This is a genomic window from Bacillus tuaregi (genome assembly GCF_900104575.1).
Taxonomy (GTDB): Bacteria; Bacillota; Bacilli; order Bacillales; family Cytobacillaceae; genus Bacillus_BD; species Bacillus_BD tuaregi.
Genome location: NZ_LT629731.1, coordinates 439,695 through 456,666, shown reverse-complemented (window position 1 = coordinate 456,666; position 16,972 = coordinate 439,695). Strand labels below are relative to the sequence as shown.

The following is a 16,972-nucleotide window of genomic DNA, read 5'->3' as shown; positions in this document are numbered from 1 at the left end:
AAATCAAAGCCATTCTAAGAGTCTCGTACTATGGTAAGTTATGTAACTCCTAAAAATGAGCCTGACACCGAGATTCAGTATAGAACCTTATCAGAATATTGTCAATATTCCTTCATTTATAGATTCTATAATTTACAAATCTTTACAATATTTTTACAATAGCATTTATAAAGATTTGTATAATAAATGAAAAGCTTCACTAACTCATCGAAACGATTTGCAAAAACTCATAATAACAAGTAAAACAAGCATTTTATGAGCGCTGACTCACCACACCAACAAGTATAAGCCCACCTAAATGTACTCTTTAAAGAACGATATGAGTATAATGAATATTCATACTTTTCATTTACCTGTCCTCATTATAAGATAGGATTATAGATATATCAATCATTTATTATCGACAAACAGCCATTAATTCTATCTTATGACATAGTTAATAAGTCATTTTCTTGTCGTAAGGCAGGCGAATTTTGTCGCATTTACGTTCTATTAAGCGAACTTTTATCATTTAATACTCTATCTTTTGGGACTGTTGTATGATTTTTACAAGATTCACACAAAATAGGAAAACCATTCTTTTATTTATATTTAGTTATAGAAAGAAGCTAACAGTCCTACTTTTTTTATCCATACTTGAATCTATCTCTTTTTACACGAAAGAAGTTGTGCTGAAAGTCCTTATAATAAATGCTATACTAATGCAAGAAACTGGAATGCATGGCGAGGAGAGAAAAATATGCTTGGTTTTATGAAGAAGCTTACCGGTGATAAGCAAACGAAACAATTGAATACCTATTATAAAAAGGTCCAGCAGATCAACAAGCTGGAGCCTGAAATGGAAAAGCTTACAGATGAGCAGTTAAAAGCGAAGACTACCTATTTTAAAGAACAGCTTGAAAAGGGAAAAACCATACAGGATCTCCAAATTGAAGCGTTTGCGGTTGTACGAGAGGCTGCGAAACGAGTTGTTGGCATGCGCCATTTTGATGTTCAGCTGATTGGTGGAATGGTGCTTTCAGAGGGAAATATTGCCGAAATGCCTACAGGTGAAGGAAAAACACTTGTCGCTTCCTTATCTAGTTATTTACGTGCTCTTGAGGGAAAAGGTGTTCATGTTATTACGGTGAACGATTACCTTGCCAGCCGTGACCGTGAGTTGATTGGCGGAATTCATGAATTTCTTGGTTTAACGGTTGGATTGAATCTCCCGATGATGGACCAGAATCAAAAAAAGGCTGCCTATCAGGCTGATATTACATACGGTGTTGGAAATGAATTTGGCTTTGACCACCTACGTGATCATATGGCCTATGACCCTAATCAACGGGTGCAGAGACCGTATCATTATGCGATTATCGATGAAGCGGACAGCGTGCTGGTTGACGAGGCGAAAACACCGCTTATTATTGCCGGGAAAACTGGGGTCAGCAATGAGCTGAGCTACCTTTGTGCTCGTGTGATTAAAACGTTTAAGGAAGATGAAGATTTTGTTTTTGACCCTGAGACCAAGTCGACTAATTTTACCGACGATGGAATTGCCAAGATTGAGCGTGGCTTTGATATTGATAATTTATACGATTTGGAGCATCAGACCCTCTACCATTATGTAATTCAGGCGTTGCGTGCCCATATTATGTTTGAGCGTGATGTTGATTATATTGTAAAGGAAGGAAAAGTGCTTCTGGTAGATGCTTTTACCGGACGAACCATGGAGGGTCGCTCCCTGAGCAATGGGCTGCATCAGGCGATTGAGGCAAAGGAAGGCCTTGAGCTGACAGAGGAAAATAAGACACAGGCATCGATTACGATTCAAAACTATTTCCGCCTCTATCCGGTTCTTTCTGGGATGACAGGTACGGCAAAGACGGAGGAAAAAGAGTTCCAGGAAATCTATTCGATGAACGTAATCCAGATACCGACGAACAGACCGATTATGAGGAAGGATCTGCCTGACCAGATTTTTGATACGATCGACCATAAATACAAAGCGGTTGCGAAAAAGGTTAAGGAATTGAACGCGAAGGGTCAGCCCGTGTTAATTGGAACGACTTCTATTTTACAGTCAGAAAAAGTGGCCGATTATTTACGCGAGCATCATTTGACGTTTGAAGTGCTCAATGCAAAAACGGTTGAGCAGGAGGTTCAGCTGATTAGTATCGCTGGACAAAAGGGTCGAATTACCGTTGCGACTAATATGGCCGGGCGCGGGACCGATATTATGCTTGGTGAAGGTGTGGCAGAGCTTGGCGGTCTTTATGTGATTGGTACTGAGCGAAATGAATCGCGTCGGATTGACAACCAGCTGAAGGGCCGTTCCGGACGTCAGGGTGACCCGGGGGTATCTGAGTTCTTTATTTCCCTTGAGGATGATTTGATTCGTCGTTTTGCTCGCGAGGAAGCAGAGAAATTAAAGAAGAAATTGAAGCTGGATGCTGAAGGCAGAATACTGAATGATAAAATCATCGAGTTTTTTGATCGGACGCAGCGAATTTGTGAGGGCTCTGGCTATGCCATCCGGGAATATAATATTAAGCTTGATGATGTCTTGAATATGCAGCGCAGCACGGTTTATGAGCTGCGAACACGGATTCTTGAAGGCCGTGATTTGGTGCCGCTGATTAAAACAGCTGTGGAATCGTTTGTGAAGAGTGAGATTGAGATGACTTGTTCTGAAGAGATTATTCCGGAGAAATGGGATACGAAACAGCTGGTGGGCAATCTATCTGAGGTGCTGCCTGGCGGAGAATTATCTGAGATTGTGGGATTGATGGATCAGAATAAGATTTCAGGTATTGTCACAGCTGAGCTTGAGGATTATTTTACCCGATTAGACAAGATTACAGAAAACCCACAGGTTCTAGCTGCCTTCCCTCGCTATATTCTTTCAGCCGTTGACCATCATTGGCTTGCCCATTTGGAAGCAATGGAGCGTTTAAAGGAAGGTATTGGCTTACGAAGCTACAGCCAGGAGGATCCGATGCGCCAATATGGCCGAGAAGGCTATGCGTTGTTCACGGACATGTATCATAAAATAGAAAGAGAAATCGGCCGTCAATGTGCCGGGATTGTGAGAGCAATCGAAAATCAAATCGGGAGGGCGTAAAAATGCTAGGATTTTTCAAGCGTGATAAAAAGAAAATAGCCAAGGATGGCGAGGACCATACAGTAGACTCAATGGAGCTTTTGGGGGAACAAGCCGAAGAAACCGGGAAGGAAGTTAAGACAAAGCTCCACTTCCCTCCTAATGTGGAAATCGGTCAGGAGGAGCGATATTATTACCAGTTTTTAAATAATGAGCTTCCATTACTGAAGGAAAATCAGATTTCATTGTCAGGGATTGAGGTACATACGGAAGAAGACGGCAGGGTGTTAGTGAAGGCGTTTATCCGGAATAGTATTGCCAAAGGTGTACAGGTGCAGGAGCCGATTCCGTTGCTGTTACTTGGACCTGATGGAGAAAAGCTGGCCCGCCAGGTATTTGATTTAACGGTTTTGGGAGAACTGCCACCTGAGAGCAGTACGCCTTGGGTGTTTGTGTTTGACAAGCAGAATGTATCGGTTGAGGAAATCCCGCAAACAGATTGGAAGCTGGCATTTGAGCTGAAAAAGGCCAAGGGTCCACATGCGCTTGATTTAGAGGAAAGCTGGGAAAAGAGCTTAGCGGATAAGGATAAGGAAAAGCTTGAGCAGCTTGTTAAATCGGTAACGCCTCCTAAGCCGGGTGAAGTGAACTTCATGGGCATTCAATCACGTTTGGATGATGAAGGCGCACTTCATGTCACACTGTTAATTCGTAACGGAAGCGAGAAAAATGTAAAGCTCGAGCAGCTACCGCTTAATATTGAGGATGCCACTGGTGAGGTTATCGCCAAGGGAGCCTTCAAAATGGCAGAGCTCGAAGTCAAAGCCAACACCAGCAAACCATGGACCTTCATCTTCCCTAAAGAGCTAGTGCTGAAGGAAAATGTCGACTTAAGCAAATGGAAAGCCTACGTACCACAAGGGTAACGCGGTGAAGTGCTGGGGGTCAGGCCCCCGGTGGGGTAATGCGGTGAAGCATTGGGGGACTGTCCCCCATCTGGGTAATGCGGTGAAGCATCGGGGGACTGTCCCCCATCTGGGTAATGCGGTGAAGCATTGGGGGACTGTCCCCCATCTGGGTAATGCGCTAAAGCATTGGGGGACTGTCCCCCATCTGGGTAATGCGTTAAAGCACGAAAAGAGGATAAGCCATTGGCTTATCCTCTTTTCGTGCTTTAGCGTTATCTCAATCGTTGGTAGCATGAATCGCCAAAAAAGGGGGAGAAAAAACACTTATCATTACTGATAGGTGTTTTTTCTCCCGGCTACCAACCTTGGTTATTGTATAAAATATAAAGGAGTCTATCTCACTTACAATTATATATTACCACCGTTACCTAATTATCTCAATTACATTTTTCCTATTTAACCGTTTTTGAGGAAAATATTACACTATTGCCTTTCGACCTATAGAATAATATTGAATCCCTTGTTTTTCAGCATCTTCGAGGGTAAAGCAGTTTCTTCCGTCGAACAAAATTGGTTTTGTCATATACCTTTTTACCTGCTCGAGCGATAGGTTTTTGATTTCATCCCACTCTGTCAAAATAAAGGTAGCTTCCGCATCCTCTAGTGCTTTTTCCGCACTTTCTGCGTATTGAAGCTTGTTGCCGAATAGCTTTTCTACATTTGGCATCCCTACTGGATCATAAACCGTAATAACTGCGTCTTCCATCAATAGATCCTGAATCAATTTCAAGGATGCCGCATCACGAATATCGTCTGTATTGGGTTTAAAGGTTAATCCCAATATCGTTATTTTCTTGCCAGCTAACGAACCAACGGCTTCCTTCGCTTTATAAAATAGGCGCTCTTTTTGCAGTCGGTTCACATCAATGACCGATTTCAAAATCTTGAAGTCATAGTCGTATTCGTTTGCTAAGTGATTTAAGGCGTTAATATCCTTTGGAAAGCAGGAGCCGCCAAAGCCGATGCCCGCCTGGAGAAACTTGCTGCCGATTCTTTTATCCAGTCCAACGCCTGCTGCGACATGCTCGATATTACCGCCGACCTTTTCACAAAGATTGGCGATTTCGTTAATAAAGCTTATTTTTAACGCGAGAAAGGAATTTGAAGCGTATTTAATCATTTCTGCACTGCGAATATCCGTATGAACTATCGGCAGCTTGAAAGGTGCGTAAATGTCCGCTATTACCTTCCCTGCCTCCTGGTCGTTCGAACCAATGACAATCCTATCACCGTGGAAGGTATCATGGATGGCAGAGCCCTCTCTTAAAAACTCCGGATTGGAGACGATTTTGACTGTTAAACCTGCCGGCACCCGCTCCGCAATAATGCGCCCGATGTATTCATTTGTCCCGACCGGCACCGTGCTTTTCGTTACGACAATGCAGTCCTTTGTTATATGCTCAGCAATTTCAATCGCTGCTTTTTCAATATAGGTTAAATTCGCTGAGCCGTCCTCGTTCGGCGGCGTACCAACTGCGATAAAAATACAGTCCGCATCGCTGTAGGCCTCTTTAACATCAGCTGTAAAGGACAGTCTACCTGCGCTAATATTCTTCTGAATAAGTTCATCTAAGCCTGGCTCATAAATGGGAGATTTCCCACTGTTCAGTAGGTTTATTTTTTCCTGATCGATATCATAACAAGTGATTTGGTGGTCGACATCCGAAAGGCAGACCCCGGTAACCAACCCCACATAGCCCGTTCCAGTAATCGTTATCTTCATGTAAATCCCTTCTTTAAGTCCGATAGTTTCAAAACACAATAATCCCATTATAGCTTAAATGTGATAGTAAGCCCAATGAAAATGTCGAAAAATGAAATTAGTACCAGGTCACATTTGAGAGTTTTGTGACGAATTGAACAGAATGGTGATTTAAGGATAATTGTTGATAACTTTATCAACAATGGTTCATTTTGCGTAAAGTTTTATCACTAGCGGAATAAGGTGGTGATTTCGCTTTAGCAAACATTGGTTTTACCCACAGGAATTAGTAACATATCCACACTTTTTAACACCTTATCCACATTTTGTTGTGGATTGTGGATTCTAGTTTCTTCCATGGGCTCAGTCTCGTCCTACAGTCGGTGTCTTACGGACATACTAATCCAATAGAGAGAAAGGTCTATTTTTCAACAACTAATTCCATTATAATGAAATGATTGGTATAAATGGATAAAAGAAGGGAATTGCAATGAGATCTGATAAGAAGAAGCGAAAGAATGGAAAGCGTTGGCTGAAAATACTCGGGCTACTGCTGGTACTGCTGATTGCAGGTGGCGGAGTTTATGCCTACAATGTGTATCAATCCTTGACCTCTGCGGTGGATACGATGCACCAGCCGATCAAAAGGGAAAAATCCGAAAAACGTCCGGAAGTGATTACCCTGACAAAGGAAGAGGACCCAGACCCTTTTTCCGTCCTGCTGCTCGGGGTTGACGAGCGTGAAGGTGACAGCGGTCGTTCCGATACGATGATTGTCCTTACCGTGAATCCGGAGATGAATTCGATTAAGATGCTCAGCATTCCGCGTGATACAAGAACGGAGATTGTCGGGCGCGGTGTGGAGGATAAAATTAATCATGCCTATGCCTTTGGTCGTGAGGAAATGTCGATGGCCACGGTGGAAAACCTCTTGGATATCCCGATTGATTATTATGTGAAGGTCAATATGGAGGGCTTTAAGGATATTGTGGACGCTGTTGGTGGGATTCAAGTGACAAATGAGTTGAATTTCACCATTGAAGGGAATCAATTTAAAAAGGGCTTGAATCAACTGGATGGTATACAGGCGTTGGCCTATGTCCGGATGCGAAAAGAGGACCCTAACGGTGATTACGGGCGCCAGGAACGGCAGAGACAGGTGATTCAGGGGATTATCAGTAAAGGAGCAAGCTTTAGCTCCCTGACCCGCTTTGATGAGATATTTGCGGCCTTAGGTAAAAATGTCCGCACCAACCTGACCTTTAATGAGATGATGAATATTCAGAAGAACTATAAAGCCGCTGCCGGAAGTGTGGAGCAGATTCAAATGACAGGTGAAAACAAGAAGATTGATAAAATCTTCTATATCATTGTGCCTGATGAGGAAATCCAAAAGGTGCAGACTGAATTGAAGACCCATTTAGAAATGAAATAAGCTGTGCCGGTACAGACTTGAGTTGAAGCTCTGCGTTGCTTTTTGGCTTGCGCTTAAGCAAAATTAGTATCGTTAACACCGCTTTAATCCCCGACCTAAGTGTACATATGCACTTAGGTCTTTTTTTCGTGGCATAAGCCCTGTCCTACGTATATCAAATGCACTTAGGTCTTTTTTTCATGACAGATGCCCTGTCCATTCAAAAGGCTTTGAATATACTACCTCTGTATACAATATTTAGGAGGAGTGGAGACAAATGGGTAAAAAGAAAAAGAAGAAAAAATATCATGACCCCATGTACCGTTATCTTACTAACTATATGGGCCACGAGGTAACCTTTACACTTGAATCCGGACAAGTATTATCCGGGGAGTTAATGGATATGACAAGGGATGGTTTGATGGTCATACAGGAAACAGAAGTCCTAAGCCCCTTTGCCACACAATTGCGGACCATGGTGAGATGTCAGGATGTCTTGTTTGTAACGGTTCAAATGGAAACGTAATGTCCACTTTCCCCTTAGGATGTAGGTATGATATGAAAATAGTATTGATCACATCGGGATATGCAGGCATCTATCCTTTTTTAGAAAAATCGATTCAAGCTGCACTTACAGCCCTTGACCACCCTTTTATCACGATAGCTCCAGAATATACGACACAAAGCGTTGAACAAATCGAAAACTTCCAGCCGGATTTTATCCTTGTCTTTGTTGGCTACAAGCTCCAGCAGGACTTCCTTCCATTCTTCAAGCAGAAAGGATATCGTCTCGGGATTTGGTTTACTGAGGATCCCTTTTATCTAGACGAATCGATTCGTTTAGCTGAAATGTTCCACAATATCTTCACCATTGATTTAGGCGCCTATGAATACTATACAAAAGTCCTTCAGGGCAAAAAAATTTATCATCTTCCTTTAGGAACCGATTCGGCACAGTACTTCCCTTCTCAATCAAACCATCCAGTCTTGTATGATTTATGTCTAATTGGTTATCCATACCCGGAAAGAGTTCAGCTTGCCCATTTGATAGCTGAACAAACCCCCTATCAGTTATTGGTTGCAGGTCCCTTATGGAGACGTGCCATGCAAGGTATTGCGCACCAGAGAGTCATGGTCATCAATAAATGGATCCACCCTGGCATCGTTAACCAGTTATATCATCAATCAAGGATGATTCTAAATCCTCATCGGTCACACCTTTTTCACAAAAACAAAAACTCGCTTGGGATTGAAAACAAAAGCCTTAATAATCGGACCTTTGACATTGCTGCCTGTGGTGGATTTCAGCTGATCACGGCAAAGCCGGATACCGTCTTACACTTTGACAGCAAATGTGAATTGGTGAGCTATACAACAGTGGAAGAATGTCTAAAGCTCATACACACGTTTATCCATGACGACGAGAAAAGGGCTAATTATTCCCGGAGGGCTATGGAGAGAGTCCTAAGCAGCCATACCTTCCATCACCGCATGCAGAGGATGATCGACTTTTTACAATAAATAACAGAAAGGAGAGGGAAAATTGTTAACCTTTAAAAATCAAACCATTCTTGTGACAGGTGGAACGGGGTCGTTTGGGAAAAAGTTCGTTAAGAGAATGTTGGCTAATCAGGTAAAAAAAGTGATTGTCTTTAGTCGTGATGAATTAAAGCAATATGAAATGGCGCAGGAATTTACCGACCCGCGAATTCGCTTCTTTATCGGAGATGTGCGTGACAAGGAGCGATTATTCCGAGCCTTTGACGGTGTCGATATTGTGGTCCATGCCGCTGCCTTAAAGCATGTGGGCGTGTGTGAGTATAATCCCTTCGAAGCCATCCGGACGAATGTGTTAGGTGCGCAAAATATCATTGAAGCTGCCCTTGATCGCGGGGTCTCCAAGGTCATCGCCTTAAGCACGGATAAAGCCGCCAATCCTGTCAATCTTTACGGTGCCACCAAGCTTGCCTCGGATAAATTATTTGTCGCTGCTAATTCCTATAGCGGCTCGAAGAAAACCCGCTTTGCGGTCGTGCGGTACGGAAATGTTGCCGGCAGCCGCGGCAGTGTGATTCCTTTTTTTCAAAAAGTAAAGGAAACAGGCAAAATCCCGATTACTGATGAAAGAATGACCCGCTTCTGGATTACGTTAGACCAGGGGGTACAGTTTGTCATAGACAATCTTGCCAGAATGAAGGGCGGAGAAATTTTCGTTCCGAAGATTCCAAGTATGAGGGTGACTGACTTGGCTGCTGCCATGGCACCAGATTGCAAAATCGAAATTGTCGGCATTCGACCGGGGGAAAAACTGCATGAAACGATGATTACCGAGGATGATAGCCGCCATACCATAGATTACGGCAGCTATTATGTGATTCAGCCTGAATTTCCTTGGTGGGATGCTTCCCGTGCGAAGGATGGAGACCTTCTGCCCGAAGGCTTCATCTATGCAAGCCATACGAATCATCATTGGCTTAGCGTTGCCGAGCTGCGCAAGCTAGTTAACGATCAAAATTTAACCATATCGTAACGGAAGGAGGCATAAAATGGAACAGAAGCCAACAAGAGATTCCTTTCTTCCCTACGGTCGACAGTGGATTGATGAAGAGGATATTCAAGCTGTCGTAGAAGTCTTAAAGGGCGAATATCTTACAACAGGACCCTATATTACTCGTTTTGAAAAAGCTGTCGCCAGCTATGTTGGAGCCACATATGCCGTTAGCTTTGCCAATGGCACCGCAGCCCTGCACGGTGCCTGCTTTGCGGCTGGAATTTCCGACGGTGATGAAGTCATTACCAGTCCGATGACGTTTGCCGCAAGTGCGAATTGCATTTTGTATCAGGGCGGGACCCCTGTTTTTGCCGATATCGATGAGGAGACATACAATCTAGACCCTGCCGAAATCGAAAAAAAGCTTACGAGTAAGACAAAAGCGATTATCCCGGTCCATTTTACCGGACAGCCCGCACCGCTCGATGAAATCGCCGCGATCGCCAAAAAGCATCAGTTAGTCGTGATTGAAGATGCCGCCCACGCACTTGGGGCCACTTATAAAGGAAACAAGATTGGCTCGATTAGTGACATGACCATGTTTAGCTTTCATCCGGTTAAGCATATTACCTCTGGTGAAGGGGGGATTATCACCACTAACGATAAGGATTACTACGAGAAGTTGCTGCAATTCCGCTCACATGGAATCACAAGGGATGTCAATAAACTAACAGAAAATCATGGCCCTTGGTATTATGAAATGCAATTCCTTGGCTATAACTATCGCTTGACCGATATTCAGGCAGCGCTTGGGCTCAGCCAATTAAAGAAGCTTGATGCTTTTATCGAACGAAGAAAGAAATATCGCACCATGTATGACGAAGCGTTTCAGGGCCTGCAAGCAATCACCCTGCCGTTTCAGGACAGCAATCGCTGCTCTAGCTGGCATTTATACGTTATCCGCCTTCAATTAGATCAATTAAGCGGGACTCGGGAGGATATTTTCAATCGTCTGCGCCAGGAAAATATCGGGGTCAATGTTCATTATATTCCCGTGTATTACCTGCCCTATTATCAAAGTCTCGGCTACCCAAAAGGCCTTTGCCCTAAAGCTGAGAAGCTGTATGAAGAAATCATTACCCTCCCCCTCTTCCCAGCTATGACTGAGAAGGACGTTCATGACGTGATTCAGGCTGTAAAAAAAGTCATCTGTCACTACCGCAAAGCATAGGAAGGTGATTCTTCTGAAGATTGTTGCCATCATTCAAGCGAGAATGGGTTCAACCAGGCTTCCTGGTAAAGTACTCAAGGAAGTACTGGGCAAGCCCTTGCTTGAATATCAAATTGAAAGAGTCAAAAGGTCGAAACGAATTGATGAAATTGTCATTGCCACCACAAGCAAGGAGGTAGACCAGCCTATTATTGATCTTTGTAATAGGCTCTCCCTTGCTTACTACCGTGGTTCAGAGGAGGATGTCTTAGCAAGATACTGGCAGGCTGCCACGAAGTACCATGCGACTGTTGTCGTCCGTCTGACCTCTGACTGTCCGTTCATCGACCCGGATATTATCGATGCGGTCATTAGCGAATATCTATCAAATCTAGACGATTATGATTATGTGTCCAATACCCTTGAACGAACCTTTCCGCGAGGCCTCGATGTTGAGGTGATGTCGATGAAGGCTCTAGAGCAGGCCCATCACGAAGCACGAAGCGGTGTACATCGTGAGCATGTGACCTCCTATCTTTATTCCCACCCCGAGAAATTCTCCTTGGGCACTGTCAAAAATTCCTTTGATGCGAGCCAATATCGGCTAACCGTGGATACCGAAGAGGATTTCCAACTCATCAGCAGGCTCATCCATCACTTTTCTACTAAAGGGATGGATTTTGTCCCCTTTAAAGACATCCTGCGTGTGCTAGAGGAAAAGCCTGACTGGACCTTGATCAATGCTCATATCGAGCAAAAGAAGCTGGATGACTCGTTATGAAGGTGTTTTTTCGGGTAGACGCTTCTAAGGAGATTGGAACCGGACATGTGATGAGATGCTTAACGCTCGCAGAAACCCTCCGCTCTCATGGGGCGACTGTCAGCTTTATTTGCCGAGAGCATGCCGGACATCTCTGTGATTTCATTGAAGCAAAGGGCTTTATCGTCTCCAGGCTCCCACCTCCAACGGGTGATGCCCCTCTTTCAGCTTTAACGTCCCACTCCCATTGGCTCGGTGTTCCCTGGGAGATTGATGCAGAGCAAACCAAAGCCCTCCTGCAGGGATACACGGTTGATTGGCTGATGGTGGATCATTATGCCATTTCTCTCGAATGGGAACACGTCCTGAAAGGGATCGCCAAAAGAATCATGGTGATAGATGATTTGGGGGATCGAAAGCATGATTGTGATTTGTTAATGGATCCAACCGCACTCGATGCCCCCCTCAAATATCGTTCGCTCGTTCCGCCATATTGCAGGTTGTTTCTTGGTCCTAGCTACGTCCTATTGAGACCTGAATTCGTACAGCAAAGGAGTCACATGAAGCATCGAACAGGCTCTGTTAAAAGAATCTTCCTTTTCTTTGGCGGCTTCGATCCGACGAATGAAACAGGAAAAGCGCTCACTTCTTTTTTAGAATTGAATCGAACTGACATCGAGGTAGACGTAGTGGTCGGACAATCCAACCTTCATAAACAACAGCTGAAAGCTCTTTGTGACCAGCATGATCAGCTTCATTTTCATTGCCAAATCAATCATATGGCCCTCCTCATGCGACAGGCAGACATCGCAATCGGCGCTGGAGGAACGACGACATGGGAGCGCTGCTATCTAGGGCTACCGTCGATTGTATGGAGTCTGGCCGAGAATCAGAGGTCGATGTGTGAATATTTAGGAAAAAGAGGCATCATCCATTATCTTGGGGAGAGTCATCAAGTGAAGCCTATCCTATTAACGGAGCAGCTTAAGGCCTTTCTTGCAGATGAAAAAGAACGGGCAGCCATGTCACAGAGGTCTGCAGATTTAATGAAGAATCATTCAGTTGATATTCAATTAATGATTAAGTACATCATAAAAATGGGTGATTAGAATGAGCTATACTTTACGTGCATTAACCAATCAGGATAAAGATTTGCTTTATAGCTGGCGCAATGCCAAATTTATCCGGGTCAATATGTACCATGATGAAGTCATTCCCTATGAACATCATTGCCAGTGGTTTAATAAGGTTTTGCTGAATCAAAAGGAGTATTATCGCCTCTTTTGTGATTCTAACAGGCCATTAGGGCTTATTTCCTTTAAAGAGGAGGTTGGCCAAAATAAGGTCTTTCACTGGGGATTTTATATTGGCGAGACTCAAACACCTAAAGGCTCCGGTACATGGATGGGTTATTTAGGCTTAGATTATGCCTTTCATACGTTAGGAGCCAACTGTATTGTTGGTGAGGTGTTTGACTTTAATCAAAAAAGTGCTGCGTTTCATCTGAAGCTAGGCTTTCAGCAGGATTTGCCTTATCAGCATACATTTTTTCGAAAGGAACAGCCCTTTCAGGTCCTGCGGTTTATTTTAACAAAAGAAGATTGGGAGCTTCATAGAGAGAAAGTCAACTTGAGTATGACATAAAAGGATGTGTTTCACTTGAAGGAAATCAATCTTGGAGGACGAATGGTTGGAGAGAACCATCCTCCTTTTATTATTGCGGAGATGTCTGGGAACCACAACCAGTCCCTGGAACGTGCCCTGCAGATTGTGGAGGCTGCAGCAAAGGCTGGAGCGCATGCCTTGAAAATCCAAACCTATACGGCTGATACGATGACGATTAATCTTGATACAGCTGATTTTCAAATCAATGACGGGCAGAGTCTGTGGAATGGCAGTAATCTTTATACCCTTTATCAACAGGCCTATACGCCGTGGGAGTGGCATCAGTCAATCTTTGAACGTGCGCGGGAGCTGGGAATGATTCCCTTTAGCACCCCCTTTGATGCCACGGCGGTTGATTTTTTAGAAAGCCTAAACGTACCCTTTTATAAAATCGCCTCGTTTGAAAATAATGATATCCCCTTGATTAAAAAGGTAGCGGCAACAGGCAAGCCGATGATTATTTCGACTGGGATGGCGACGATGGAGGAAATCAAGGAGACGGTTGAAACAGCAAGGGCACACGGGTGTCAGGATCTGATTTTGTTGAAATGTACAAGTACCTATCCGGCTTCACCGAGGCATACCAATATCGTCACCATTCCTCATATGCGCGAGACCTTTCAGTGCCAGGTCGGCCTGTCGGACCATACGATGGGGATTGGCGTTGCCGTCGGAAGTGTTCCGTTAGGTGCGACGGTGATTGAAAAGCACTTTACCCTATCTCGTGCTGACAAGGGGGTTGACTCTGCTTTTTCGATGGAGCCTGAGGAAATGAGAGCATTGGTGACGGAAACCGAACGGGTCTGGCAGGCCTTAGGACACGTGAGCTACGGTCCGACTGATGCTGAACAAAGCTCCTTAAAATTCCGCAGATCGATTTATATTGTCAAGGATGTACGGGCAGGAGATGTGTTAACAGAGGAGCATTTAAAAGTCATCCGGCCTGGCTTCGGCTTGGCCCCGAAATACTATGAGCAACTATTGGGGAAAAAGGCTCGAGTGGATGTGAAGGCAGGAACGCCTGCGGATTGGTCGTTTGTTTAGATTTGGTGCTTAAAGGGTTCGTGGATGAAAAGTGCACATCGAGGCAACGAACAAGAAGTGTAGACACTAGGCCGACTAACTTGTGGAACAGACAGACCCGTCACTTTTTCAAATTGGTAAAAACGGAGACTATGTGATGAGCCTCCGCTTTTTTGGTGCCGTGCAAAAGGGAAGGACCTGCTATTTCTATGGCAGGTCCTTCCTTTCTTATGAATCTCCTTCGATTTTGCCACATTCCTCAAGAAGCCTTTGTCCTGAGGTTCCATCAAGATAAAGACTGTCCACATAGCGCTGCCTCACTTTGGCATAATCCAGCTTTTGCTTCGGAGAGGAATAATATTGATGGACCATCCTATAAAGCTCATCTGAGTTAGTTTGGACATATCCTCCCAGGCCGTTAAAATAATCATAAACTCGGTTGCTTTTTAAAAAGTCAAACAGAAATACCGGTTTATTCAACAGGATGCTTTCTACCACAACCGTCGATAATGTCGCAACCACTCCATCGACAGAGCCAATTAATTCGTACAGGTTCACCTCCCGCGATGCCTGCACCTTAATGGACTTGTACTCTTTTTCCAGCTTATAATAAAGGTCACATCTTTTCTTGGCGATTTCCCATGGGTGTGGCTTTATGATTAGTTGATAGCGCCGCGAATCCGCGAGGGACTTGATTAGCTTTGTAAATCGGTCGGGATCCAAATTGGGACCGGTTATGACTAATAGCGTTGTCTGGTCTGGATTAATGCTTTCCTTTGAAGATGTACGATGCAAATATGGGCCTGTAAATATTTCATCATATTTTGGGTGTCCGATTTCCAGAATCCGCTCTGGGGCAAGTCCTCTTTGCAGGTACCAATTCTTCTCATACTCTCCATAAACTGCGGCGGCACTTGTAAAAATCGGCATAAATGCCTCTTCCCCCATTAAGATCCCGTGCTGAAGACAAATACTCTTGATTCCATGAAGAGAACCCACGATAGCAAGCGACCTGCTGACCACGTCCTCTGTCGTCCCGACGATAATCGCTGAAATAGTGTGCTGGTTGAATAAATTGAAGCAGGTATTAATGGTTTTGACAATGAGGGGAATCCGTTTCAGAAATGTCTGCTGAAAGAAATCATTGCCAAAGGCGATATGGTCCTTGAATTGGGCAAATACCAGCTTCGCCTCCTCGACCAGCTGCTCAGAGATCTCCTCCGTTGGCTCCTCATATTTTGCGATTGTTTCATTGGGAATCCCATAGACATGACTGTTTCTTGAGCGAGAGAGAATGATGGTTTTGTTGGGGTCAAACCAAGCTTGATAGCTGGACTCTGGAATCCGAGTATAGTCATAGTTTACTAGTATTTTGCCGTTGGTTGTTGGTTTATTGATGGTCTGAGTTTTGGGCAGGTATTTTTCAAAATAAGGCTGTATCGTATCCTGCTTCAATTCCGGGAGAGGGAAATGTTCGGCTTCCAGCTTCACTTTCAGCTCTTGGTCGATATGCTGATAAAAATTGGTTAACAGGCAAATGGGAATCTTTTTGAAGGTAAGGTGCTTAAAGGCTTCGATAAACTCACGATAGAGAGCCCAGTAATGATCCAAGTACGTATTCATGGTCTCGGGTCCTTTCTCATGGCTCTTATCGAGTCTCTAAGCTCCTTGCAGGTTCGCTGATCTGGAAGCTTACTTGCAAATTCACTTGGCTTGTCGTCAAAAATTTGGGCGTGAATGGAAATGGGCGTAATGGTGTTATAGTCGAGAACTTCATTTATCGGGTAAAACGGCCAATAATGATTCAGTTTCCAGAAGAAGCGAGCATCGCCAATCCTGTAAAATTGCGGGTCCTCATCCCAAATCGAGCCAAATTTTTCGGCAATCACCGGTAATACCGTTCTTCTGTGCATAATTGAGCAATGATCGGTTACACAAGGTGCATTCCATTGAATCGCCTTAGCAGGTCTGACAATGGATTTTGTTACTTCCCCATTCTCATTGATATAGTTTGTCTGCGAGGCAGAATACACGACCATTGCCTTCGGATGGCTCTCCAGAAAATCCACCATTTTCTCAACCTTTTGCTTGTCATAGACATTATCATCCGTAGCATAGGCAATATAGTCTCCGGCTACTGACTCCAGCGCTTGATTAATCAATACAGCGTATCTTGTCTTGGCTACACGCTGATCGATGGTTTGAATCTCACTCTTGAAAAAATGGACTCGCTCATCCTCTAGAAAAGGTTTTATCTTTTCCAAGGTTTCTTCATTTGAATTATCATCCATAATAAACAATTCAAAGTCCTGGTAGGTTTGATTCAAGATGGATTGAAGAGTCTTGTCAACATACTCATGCTTATTATAGCTGGTTAAGATAATAGATACCTTCGGCACGACTCCACCTCTTTCTCTGTTTTAGTTTTAGTCACTAAGCATTGCATAGCTGTTCCTTATACTCTATGAAACAGAAATATGGAATGGTACACCATCTCAAGTCTAAATGACAAAACAGGCAGATACCCCGTATCATTCCCCACCAATAACAAAAAAAAGAAAACCTCCCACCAAATTCACTATTGGCCAGAGATTTTCCTTTTCCACGTTAAAGCACTGGGGGTCAGGCCCCCAGCGCTTTAACGCATTACCCAA

14 protein-coding genes are annotated in these 16,972 nt (G+C 43.9%); 11 read left to right on the top strand and 3 right to left on the bottom strand.

What is annotated here, in order from left to right:
- Positions 1–739 precede the first annotated feature (739 nt).
- The gene (gene secA2, locus BQ5321_RS04700) at positions 740–3,106 is read left to right on the top strand and encodes an accessory Sec system translocase SecA2 (protein WP_071393421.1); all 2,367 of its coding nucleotides are present in this window, start codon (positions 740–742) and stop codon (positions 3,104–3,106) included.
- A 2-nt stretch (positions 3,107–3,108) separates the two neighbouring features.
- Entirely contained in the window at positions 3,109–4,011 is a 903-nt protein-coding gene (locus BQ5321_RS04695; protein WP_071393420.1) for an accessory Sec system S-layer assembly protein, read from the top strand.
- A 460-nt stretch (positions 4,012–4,471) separates the two neighbouring features.
- Here the strand turns inward: BQ5321_RS04695 and BQ5321_RS04685 are convergent, their stop codons facing one another.
- Positions 4,472–5,776 (bottom strand): UDP-glucose dehydrogenase family protein, encoded by a 1,305-nt coding sequence (locus BQ5321_RS04685; protein WP_071393418.1) that lies wholly within the window; start codon positions 5,774–5,776, stop codon positions 4,472–4,474.
- A gap of 469 nt (positions 5,777–6,245) precedes the next feature.
- Here BQ5321_RS04685 and BQ5321_RS04680 point away from each other — a divergent pair, with 469 nt between their 5' ends.
- From BQ5321_RS04680 to pseI, 9 genes are all read left to right on the top strand, one after another.
- Positions 6,246–7,190 carry an LCP family glycopolymer transferase gene (locus BQ5321_RS04680; RefSeq protein ID WP_071393417.1) on the top strand — a complete coding sequence of 315 codons (945 nt, stop codon included), beginning with the start codon at positions 6,246–6,248 and terminating at the stop codon, positions 7,188–7,190.
- A 256-nt stretch (positions 7,191–7,446) separates the two neighbouring features.
- Positions 7,447–7,695, top strand: a complete 249-nt coding sequence (locus BQ5321_RS04675; protein WP_071393416.1) for a hypothetical protein — start codon at positions 7,447–7,449, stop codon at positions 7,693–7,695.
- Positions 7,696–7,727: 32 nt separating this feature from the next.
- Entirely contained in the window at positions 7,728–8,690 is a 963-nt protein-coding gene (locus BQ5321_RS04670; RefSeq protein WP_071393415.1) for a CgeB family protein, read from the top strand.
- 22 nt (positions 8,691–8,712) lie between these two features.
- Positions 8,713–9,699, top strand: a complete 987-nt coding sequence (gene pseB / locus BQ5321_RS04665) for a UDP-N-acetylglucosamine 4,6-dehydratase (inverting) (RefSeq protein WP_071393414.1) — start codon at positions 8,713–8,715, stop codon at positions 9,697–9,699.
- Between the two features lie 16 nt (positions 9,700–9,715).
- Positions 9,716–10,891, top strand: coding sequence for a UDP-4-amino-4,6-dideoxy-N-acetyl-beta-L-altrosamine transaminase (gene pseC, locus BQ5321_RS04660; RefSeq protein ID WP_071393413.1), 1,176 nt, complete (start codon positions 9,716–9,718; stop codon positions 10,889–10,891).
- Positions 10,892–10,904: 13 nt separating this feature from the next.
- Positions 10,905–11,651, top strand: coding sequence for a cytidylyltransferase domain-containing protein (locus tag BQ5321_RS04655; RefSeq protein ID WP_071396773.1), 747 nt, complete (start codon positions 10,905–10,907; stop codon positions 11,649–11,651).
- Positions 11,648–12,739, top strand: a complete 1,092-nt coding sequence (gene pseG, locus BQ5321_RS04650) for a UDP-2,4-diacetamido-2,4,6-trideoxy-beta-L-altropyranose hydrolase (protein ID WP_071393412.1) — start codon at positions 11,648–11,650, stop codon at positions 12,737–12,739. Before BQ5321_RS04655 ends, pseG begins: the two co-directional genes overlap by 4 nt.
- A 1-nt stretch (position 12,740) precedes the next feature.
- Positions 12,741–13,274, top strand: a complete 534-nt coding sequence (gene pseH / locus BQ5321_RS04645; protein ID WP_071393411.1) for a UDP-4-amino-4,6-dideoxy-N-acetyl-beta-L-altrosamine N-acetyltransferase — start codon at positions 12,741–12,743, stop codon at positions 13,272–13,274.
- A gap of 15 nt (positions 13,275–13,289) precedes the next feature.
- On the top strand, positions 13,290–14,339 hold the full coding sequence (pseI, locus tag BQ5321_RS04640) for a pseudaminic acid synthase (protein ID WP_071393410.1): 1,050 nt from the start codon (positions 13,290–13,292) through the stop codon (positions 14,337–14,339).
- 207 nt (positions 14,340–14,546) lie between these two features.
- Here pseI and BQ5321_RS04635 read toward each other — a convergent pair whose 3' ends face one another.
- Together BQ5321_RS04635 and BQ5321_RS04630 are read right to left on the bottom strand one after the other, a co-directional pair.
- The gene (locus BQ5321_RS04635) at positions 14,547–15,941 is read right to left on the bottom strand and encodes a CDP-glycerol glycerophosphotransferase family protein (RefSeq protein WP_071393409.1); all 1,395 of its coding nucleotides are present in this window, start codon (positions 15,939–15,941) and stop codon (positions 14,547–14,549) included.
- Positions 15,938–16,717, bottom strand: a complete 780-nt coding sequence (locus tag BQ5321_RS04630) for a glycosyltransferase family 2 protein (protein WP_071393408.1) — start codon at positions 16,715–16,717, stop codon at positions 15,938–15,940. Before BQ5321_RS04630 ends, BQ5321_RS04635 begins: the two co-directional genes overlap by 4 nt.
- Between the last annotated feature and the right edge of the window lie 255 nt (positions 16,718–16,972).